This is a genomic window from Mesorhizobium sp. M7A.F.Ca.CA.002.04.1.1 (genome assembly GCF_004022805.1).
GTDB classification, from domain to species: Bacteria; Pseudomonadota; Alphaproteobacteria; order Rhizobiales; family Rhizobiaceae; genus Mesorhizobium; species Mesorhizobium ciceri.
In genome coordinates, this window is record NZ_RZPL01000192.1 from 1 (window position 1) to 8,482 (window position 8,482).

The window sequence follows — 8,482 nt, forward strand, 5'->3', positions numbered from 1 at the left end:
GACGGCTGGTCGACCCCGCGCAGCTGGAACGCGGATGAAGAAAGCCCTTTCGAACGGATGCGCGTCCTCAATCCGGCTCCCGAGACGTCGGCGCTCCGCGCCATCGACGGCGGGTTCAGGGAGCTTTTCCCTCAGTTCACGACCGTACCGCTCAAGGCGAGCTGGGCGGGCATGATCGATGCGATGCCTGATGTCGTGCCCATCGTCGATCGCGCCGCTGCGTTCCCAGGCCTCGTTGTCGCGACCGGGATGAGCGGCCACGGCTTCGGCATAGGACCCGGAATGGGCCGCATCCTGTCCGATTTGATCCAGGGCAACGAGACCGGGCACAATCTCCACAGGTTCCGTCAATCCCGTTTCAGCGACGGCAGCCCGATCCGATTGGGACCATCGCTGTAAGTATTTCTGCCGCCCGCCAGCCCATCCGCTCTGGCCTTGAAGAACCGGACGAGGGCTCAGGTGCCGCATGCCCGGGCGTAGATCTCGATGCTTCGCTGGACGTGATCGATCGCGATCTCCTCGACGTCGCAGCCGCGGGCGGCCCAAGCGAGCGCCGAAGGCAGGTGCTGGAGAAACAGCGTCACCGGCACCTTGCGGCCCTTCAACGCGTCGAAGAGCCGGTCGCAGGCGGCACGGGCTTGCGGGGTCGCCCAATAATATCGGATGCGATCGGAATAGGAGTAGTGGCGCAGCGTCCGCTTGTCGGCATCGCTGCCATGATAGTGGCTTGCCCAGTTCTTGGGCGCGGCTTGCATCAGCTCTTCCATGGCCTGATAAAGCGGCCGCTGGCCATAGAAAGGCACCAGATCGGAAGCGATCAGGTCGAGCGCGTACAGCGCCTCGCGCAGTTTGAAGGTCAGCTCGGGGCCGACCTTGAGGATGGCGAAGCCATCTTCGACGAGTTCACGCAGCGGCCTCTCGCCCTGATAGTCCGTCGAATGCGCTTCGAAAATGAGCGACGGCAATGTGTTCAGAGTTGCCGCCAGATCGCTGGCCTTGGTCCGATCGTAAAAAATCACATTCTGGTTGCCGAACTCCACGCCCGGCTGCACGACAAGCCCGATGACGCGGGAAAACGCGCTTTCAAGCCCGGCGGCCTGGAATGCTTTGGCGTGAATGGCATGTGTCTGGCGAGCCGCCTCCGGACTGGTCGGGGTGATCGCATCCAAAGCGTGATCGGCGCCACCGGGAGGCGGCACCTCCGTCCCGATGATGTAGACCGGGCTTGCCCCGCCGCTCTGCGCGGCCGCCTGTTCCGCGACGCCCGCCATTCTGGCTGCGCGCTCGGCCACCGTATGGTCGTCTAGCGTCGCCGGTTCACCCGCGCAGCCCATCGATGCATCGAGATGGATCTTGCGGAAGCCGGCGCGGACATAAGCATCGACCATTGTCCCGGCCTGCGCCATCGCCTCCTCGGCGGGCCGGTCTTTCCAGGGATTGGGACCGAGATGATCCCCGCCAAGCACGATCAGCTCTGTCGGGCACTGCTCGACTGCCGCGAGCGCTTTCACCATCGCCGCGAAATCGGACGGCGTCATGCCCGTATAACCGCCCAGATGATTGACCTGGTTGCACGTCGCTTCGATCAGGACGGTGGTGCCGGTTTCCCGGCCGTGGCGCAGTGCAGCTTTGAGCACCAGGGGGTGCGCCGAGCACACCGAGGTTACCCCGATTTTCTTTCCTTCCCTGTGCAGGCCCGGCACATCTTCGATCGCCACACGCATCAGCTTCTTCTCGCCGTTCTTGCCATGAAATCTTCCAGTTCGGCCCGCGTGCCGGCTCCCTCCATGGGGCCGAGGCGTGTGACGTTGCGCGCCCCTGCCGCATTGGCGAATTCGAGCGAAGTCCGCAGCGGCATCCCCAACCGCCGGCATGCGACATAGGCTCCGCCGAAACAGTCGCCGGCGCCGGTGGGGTCCGTTTCCTCGACGATGAGGCCGGGACAATCGGCACTGGCGCCCGTGCTTTGACGGGCTGACGCGCCATGTTCGCCACGCTTCACGGCGATCTCCTTGACCCCTCGTTTGAACAGCGCCTCGATTGCGCGTTCCTCGCCATCCATGCCGGCGGCCAGGAACAATTCATTGCCCGACGGCAGCAGCAGGTCCGCTTTGTCCACCAGGCTCGCGAATTTCTCCTCGGTCTGGCCGTGCGCCAGCAATTCTTTGCGCAGGTTCGGATCGAGCGACATGGTGCCGCCGCGTGCCTTGATCAGCGGGATCGCGCGTTCGGTGATCGCCCAGGCCGCGGGGCTTGCGAACACCGTTCCCATGACGTGGATATGCCCGCAACGCGCGATCAGCGCCTCGACCTGCGGGGTCCATTCCAGTCGAGCGGCGGCGGATTTGGCGATGTTGTAGACGAAATCGCGGCTTCCGTCCGTGCGGTAGCGGACAAAGGCGCTGCCCGTCGGATAATCCGCGGAAACAGCGATGGCGGAAGTGTCTACGCCGTCTCGCTTCAGGCGCTCCATGTTGACCGCGCCGAAATCGTCGTCGCCCACCACGCCCACCATTGCCGCCGCTCCGCCCATACGCGCGCATTGATCGATGAAGATGGCGGGCGCGCCACTCGGAAAGGGGCCAATGAGGTCGATCGGTTCCCGGAAACCGGTGCCTGTCTGCCTCGCGACGATCTCTACCAGGATTTCTCCAATCGTCACGGTTGGCCCGAGCGAGTCCGGTGCAAGCGTTTGGGGGAGGTCGTTCATCAAGCGTCCAATCCTAGGTGTGGTGTCGTTTGCGGTTTCACGACGCCGAGGCGTCTGGACCGGAAACCGCGTCCTTGTTGAGCATCTGGTTGTCGAGCGACATGAAGCGCTGATGCATCATGCAAGCGGCTCCGAAGGCAGCTCCATAGATGGCGCTCTCGTTGAAAACGATCTCGGGGATAGGAAAGGTCGCGGCCTGGAGCTCGCGGATATGCGCGTCGACCCGTGCGGCGACCAATGGATACAATTCCGCGACGGACCCGCCCAGCACGATGCGGTTCGGGTCGATCAGCCGCGAGATCTGCACGACTGCAAATGCGAACAAGACAGCCCATTCTTCGGCGAGCTGCACCGCTTGAGGAACACGATCGCGGACGTCACGCAGGAACAAGTCCAAGTCGGCGTCCGGCCTGTACTGGCGATAGGATGACAGGATGCGGTCGCGCCCGAAGGCCTGCTCCAGATTCCGGTATGTCGGGTTCCGTGTCTTGAGGTGGCCGACTTCTCCGGCCAGGCCATTGCCGCCGCGGAACAACTTGCCGTCGATGACAATTCCGCCACCGACACCGTTCTCGATGACCATGAAGAAGGTGACGCCGCTCGCCGCTTCCGGCTGGCTGTATGTGATGCCGATGCCGAATGCGTTGCCGTCATTTTCCGCGGATACCGGGATCTCGGCCGGAAGAAGGCTGCGGGCAAGGCCTGTGAGATCGACATTGCGCCACCCCAGGATCGGTGCGACGTGGATGAAACCGTCCTGGTTCATTTGTCCGGGCACCGCGATGCCGATGCCCTGACATCGCGCCAGGCTATCCTTCCGCATCTCGAGAAACACCTGTTCGATCGCCATGTGGACCGCGGCCTCCGGATCGCTGTCGTGTCCTTCGAAGCGCGTCATGGCGCTGCGAACGATCTTGCCCGCGAGATCGATCTCGACGCATGTCATATGTTCGACACCGATCTCTATGCCGGCGAAGAAAACGGCTTCAGGCACGATTTCCACGAGGATACCCGGTCTTCCGGCCCTGGGCTGGCCCGCCGGATTCGCGACATCGTTCTCCGCTACTTCGCGAACGAGTCCGGCCTCGACCAACTCCAGGACGATATTGCCGGCGGACGAGCGGTTGACCCCCATATGCCTGGCGAGATCGGCCCGGCTCAAAGGGCCGAAGCGGTGGAGCGCGTTCAGCGTCGCTACCGAATTGCTCTGGCGGATCCTGCGAGGCGAGCTGCTGGCGAAGGTTACATGGTTCATGGCGGACTCCGCATGTTCGTTCCCAGCCTATACTTCACCCGAGCTTGTTTTTCCTCCGGCAACGCAAAGTCCTCAAAGAATGAACCGCCTGATGTCGGAAGCAAGCAATTCCCGCTGCGCCGGACGCGAAGGAGAATGCCGCGAGCGAGCGGCATCCTCCTGTTGGAGCGTCAATTGCCGACAAGCACCTTGTCGACATTCTCGGAGGTCACCGCCAGCCACGGCACGTAGTAATGCTGGTCCTTGCCGTCGTTCCAGGCGAGCTTGCCGCCGTTTACGTCCCAGACAGCCGCGCGCGGCTTGTAGCTGTCGCCGACGATCTTGTGCAGCGCGAGGTCGATCGCCCCTTGCGCCTGTCCGTTGGCATCCTGGAGGATGGACATCGACTGTTCGCCACGCTTGACGGCTTCAAGCGCGTCCTTGATGCCGTCCACGCCGGCGACCGGAACCGTCTTGGGATCCAGGCCGTGGTTGCGGATGCCCTCGATGGCGCCGACGGCCATCTCGTCGTTTTCGGCCAGGACGCCCTGGATCGCATCGCCATGCGAGGTCAGGAAATTCTCCATCAGCGTGATGGCCTCGGCGCGTGACCAGTTGGCGGTGTTCTGCTCCAGGATGGTCACTCCGGGATTTTCCTTCAGCACCTTCTGGATCCCTTCAAGCCGCTGTACCTGGGCCGACTGGCCCAGCATCCCTTCCAGGATCACGACCTTGGCCTGCGGGCCGGCCTTGTCGATCACCGCCTTGGCCAGCATTTCGCCGGCCTCGACATCGTTGGAATTGATGTAGGCGTCGTAGAGCGCGGTGTTGGAAACCATCGTGTTGGAGCCGAACACCGGGATGCCGGCTGCCTTCGCGCGCTCGATCGGTTCATTGCCGGCGTCGATGTCGACCGGGATGAAGATGATCGCGTCGTATTTTTCGGTGATGGCTGTGTCGAACAGGTTCGACTGCGTCAGCACGTCCTGGCGACCGTCGAGAACTGTCAGCGCGGCGGTACCGTCCGCAAGCGCGGGGTGCGCCTTGGCGGCATCGGCCCACAGAACATTGTACTCGGTGTTGAGGCTCTGGACGATCGCCGCGATCTTCAACGTCTTGGCGTCGGCCGAACTCCCCCCGAACACCATGCCTGCAAGGGCAAGGCCGGCCGCTGCTCCCATCAGGAAGCGTCTTGTCGTTTTCATGTGCATTTCCTCCATGTTGCGTGCGGCCGCGCCGCTTGCGCCTGTTACTCTCTCCCGGCTCGGGAGCGGTCGATCAGCACCGCGAGGACGATGATCGAACCCTTGATGATCTGCTGGTAGTATGAGGACACCCCCATCAGATCGAGACCGTTGCTGATCATGCCGATGATCAGCACGCCCACCAGCGTATAGCCGATGCGGCCGATACCTCCGGTGAGGCTTGTTCCGCCGATGACCACCGCCGCGATGGCATCGAGTTCGTAGCCGATGCCCGCCTGTGGCAGGGCGGACGTGGTGCGGGCCGTCAGCATGACACCCGCGAGACCGGCCAGCGCGCCCATGATGACGTAAACCGAAAAGATGATGCCGGTGGTGTTGATGCCGCTCGTCTTCGCGCTGCGCGGGTTTCCGCCCACCGCATAGACCCGTCTTCCGTAAATGGAGTAGCGCAGGACGATTGCCGCGACAGCGAAGACGACGGCGAAAATGATCACCGGTACCGGTATGCCGAGCACGAGACCCTGGCCGAGCCAGCGGAATTCGAGGCTGAGATTGGGAATCGGGCGGCCGCCGCTGTAAAGCAGCGTCGCGCCGCGCGCCACGCTCAGCATTCCGAGCGTGGCGACGAAGGCCGGCACCTTGAAGTAGGCGATCAGCCCGCCATTGACGGCGCCGCAAAGCGCGCCCACGGCGACGCCGGCCGCGACTGCTAGGAGCGGATTGAACGCATCCGCGCCGGTGACCAGGCTGGCCGCCACGGCGCCGGCCAGCGCCAGGAGCGAACCGATGGAGAGATCGATGCCGGCCGTCAGGATCACGAAGGTCATGCCGACAGCCAGCACACCGTTCATGGAGACCTGCCGCAGAACGTTCAGCAGATTGTTGGTGGACAGGAAGTTCGGCGACGCCAGCGACAACACGACGAACAGGAGGATAAACGAGATGACGATGCCATAACGGGCGATGAACTTTCCCAGGCTCATGCCGCTCATGCTTTGACTGGCGGATACCATTGGATTCTTCTCCACGAAATGGATCGTCTGGCTAGGAAGCCAGATGAACGAGGGTTTCCTGGGTGGCCTCGGGTCCGGCGACCTCGCCTGCGATGCGGCCCCGGCGAAAAACGACGATGCGATCCGCATTGGCGAGGATTTCGGGCACCTCGGACGAGATCATCAGCACGGCGTTTCCCGCCTTCACGAAATTGCCGAGGAAGGCATAGATCTCGCGCTTGGCGCCTTCGTCGACGCCGCGTGTCGGCTCGTCGCAGATCAGGATCCTGGGGTTGGTGTCGACACAGCGCGCAAGGACAACCTTCTGCTGGTTGCCGCCGCTCAGGGATTGGACGGGCAGGTCCGGCGACGCCGTCTTGATGGAGAAGCGCTTGATGTGCTCGACCACGCTCCTGCCTTCCGCCGATCCGTTCATGAAGCCCTTGCGCGCATAATGCGGCAGGTTGGCCACGGTGATGTTGTGGGCGACCGACGCGGTCAGTGACAGGCCCGTCTGCTTGCGGTCCTCCGTGACCAGCGAAATGCCGGCGCCGATGGAATCGGCGGGCGTCTTGAGATCGATGGGCTTGCCCTCGATCAGCACCTGGCCGGAATCCCGCGGCTCGTTTCCGTAGAGCGCATTCACGAACTCGCTGCGACCGGAGCCGAGAAGCCCGTATATGCCGACGATCTCTCCCGCATGAACGGTCATGTCGATGTCGGCGAACTTTCCCTTCGATGCAAAGCCGCGGGCTTCGAGCAAGGGTTTCTGCGGGCCGGTATCCTTCGGTTCGCGATGATGGTCCAACAGGTCGCGGCCGACGATCGACCGGATCAGGCCCTTGCGGTCGATTTCGGAAATCGATCCGCCGCCTACGAAACGGCCGTCGCGGAAGACCGTATAATCGTCGGCGATCTCGAAGATCTCGGTCAGGCGGTGCGAGACATAAATGATGCCTACGCCCTCCGCGGTCAGAGTGCGGATCGCGTCGAACAGCATCTGCGCCTCGCGCTCGCCAATGGCCGAGGTGGGTTCGTCCATGATCAGGATGTCGCTGCGGCGGCTGATTGCCTTGGTGATCTCGACGAGTTGGGCCTGCGCGATCGAAAGATCGCGCAACCGCGCACCAGCGGGGATGTTGAATTTCAACCGCGCCAGGATCGCCTCCGCGTCGCTTAGCATGCACTTGTCGTCGACGAAGAAGCGGCCGCGCCGCTGTTCGCGGCCGAGATAGAGGTTCTCGGCGACGGTCATGTCCAGGAACGGGCTGAGCTCCTGGGTGATGATGGCGATACCGGCATCGAGCGCCTCGGCGGGGGAGGAGAAATTCACCTCCCGGCCTTTCACCGTGACGGATCCGGCGTCGCGCCGCAGCATCCCCATCAACACGCCGAGGAAGGTGGACTTGCCGGCACCGTTGCCACCGCACAAGGCATTGACCGTCCCGGCGCGCAACCGAATCCGCCCGTCGACCAGGGCGGGAACGCCTGCAAAGCTCTTCGCGACATTTTCGGCGCTGAGGAGAAGCGGCGCGGTGGCGCCGTTCTCGTTGGTGATAGCTTCGTTCTGCGTCATCTTCCCGTCCTCCTCGGGATGAGATGGCGCGGGCGCTTGTCGGCCCGCAGCCCTTTCGTCTTCAGGCAGCCTTGTTGATCTCGGCCCGGCGCACGGCTTCTTCCCAACGGCTTTCGATGAAAGCCTTGGCATGCGCGGCGAGCGGATTGTTGTCGGTCCAGGTGTCGCGCCAGATGCCGCACACACGCGACAGGGCTTCATCGACGATGGCGCTGGAGAAGCTCTCGAAGGTGACGTCGCGATTGTGGAAGCCAATGTCCACCAGCGCGGAAAAGATGCTCGCGAAATCGATCGTACCGGTGCCGAGATAGCCGCGGTAGTTCTCGTTGAAGTGGAAATAACCGAGCTTGTCCCCAGCCAGACGGATCGCCTCGGCCTGGCTCGCCTCCTCGATGTTCATGTGGAACGTGTCGAGATGCAGGAAGACGTCGTCGCGGCCGGTGTCCTTGATGAACTTCAGGCCTTGCGCGGTCGTGTTCAAGAGGTTGGACTCGAAGCGGTTCACCACTTCCAGAACGATCTGCACGCCGCTATCCCTGGCCACCTCGGCTGTCGCGGCGATGGCGTCGGCGCTGTTCATCCAGCCGGTTCGCGTGGGCAGCCCGTCATACTTGCCGTGCATCGAATAGAGAATGCCGCCCAATCGGATGCCGCCGATGTCGCGGACCGCCTTGACCGCGTCGGACAAGAGCGCCTTTCCCTTGGTGACCACGGCCTTGTCCTCGCTCGAGACGTCCGCATCCGCCGACAGGCCCATCGTGACCA

The 8,482-nt window shown here is 63.2% G+C and carries 8 protein-coding genes; 1 reads left to right on the forward strand and 7 read right to left on the reverse strand.

Annotation, left to right across the window (positions count from 1 at the left end):
• On the forward strand, positions 1 to 399 hold a 399-nt coding region (locus tag ENZ75_RS12655), incomplete at its 5' end, for an FAD-binding oxidoreductase (protein ID WP_164887799.1).
• 56 nt (positions 400 to 455) lie between these two features.
• Here ENZ75_RS12655 and ENZ75_RS12660 read toward each other — a convergent pair.
• The 7 genes from ENZ75_RS12660 to ENZ75_RS12690 form a co-directional block, all read right to left on the reverse strand.
• A complete protein-coding gene (locus tag ENZ75_RS12660) occupies positions 456 to 1,724 on the reverse strand; it encodes a D-tagatose-bisphosphate aldolase, class II, non-catalytic subunit (protein ID WP_032898842.1) in 1,269 nt (422 codons plus the stop codon).
• Positions 1,724 to 2,710, reverse strand: a complete 987-nt coding sequence (locus ENZ75_RS12665) for a sugar kinase (RefSeq protein ID WP_063170080.1) — start codon at positions 2,708 to 2,710, stop codon at positions 1,724 to 1,726. Before ENZ75_RS12665 ends, ENZ75_RS12660 begins: the two co-directional genes overlap by 1 nt.
• 37 nt (positions 2,711 to 2,747) lie before the next feature.
• Positions 2,748 to 3,965: an ROK family transcriptional regulator gene (locus ENZ75_RS12670; protein ID WP_024502254.1), complete on the reverse strand. Its 1,218-nt coding sequence runs from the start codon at positions 3,963 to 3,965 to the stop codon at positions 2,748 to 2,750.
• A 170-nt stretch (positions 3,966 to 4,135) separates the two neighbouring features.
• Entirely contained in the window at positions 4,136 to 5,149 is a 1,014-nt protein-coding gene (locus tag ENZ75_RS12675) for a substrate-binding domain-containing protein (protein WP_063170467.1), read from the reverse strand.
• 44 nt (positions 5,150 to 5,193) lie between these two features.
• Entirely contained in the window at positions 5,194 to 6,162 is a 969-nt protein-coding gene (locus tag ENZ75_RS12680; RefSeq protein ID WP_032898845.1) for an ABC transporter permease, read from the reverse strand.
• A 31-nt stretch (positions 6,163 to 6,193) separates the two neighbouring features.
• Positions 6,194 to 7,717 carry a sugar ABC transporter ATP-binding protein gene (locus tag ENZ75_RS12685; RefSeq protein ID WP_063170081.1) on the reverse strand — a complete coding sequence of 508 codons (1,524 nt, stop codon included), beginning with the start codon at positions 7,715 to 7,717 and terminating at the stop codon, positions 6,194 to 6,196.
• 61 nt (positions 7,718 to 7,778) lie between these two features.
• Positions 7,779 to 8,482: sugar phosphate isomerase/epimerase family protein (locus ENZ75_RS12690; protein WP_164887800.1), on the reverse strand; the 704-nt coding region annotated here is incomplete at its 5' end.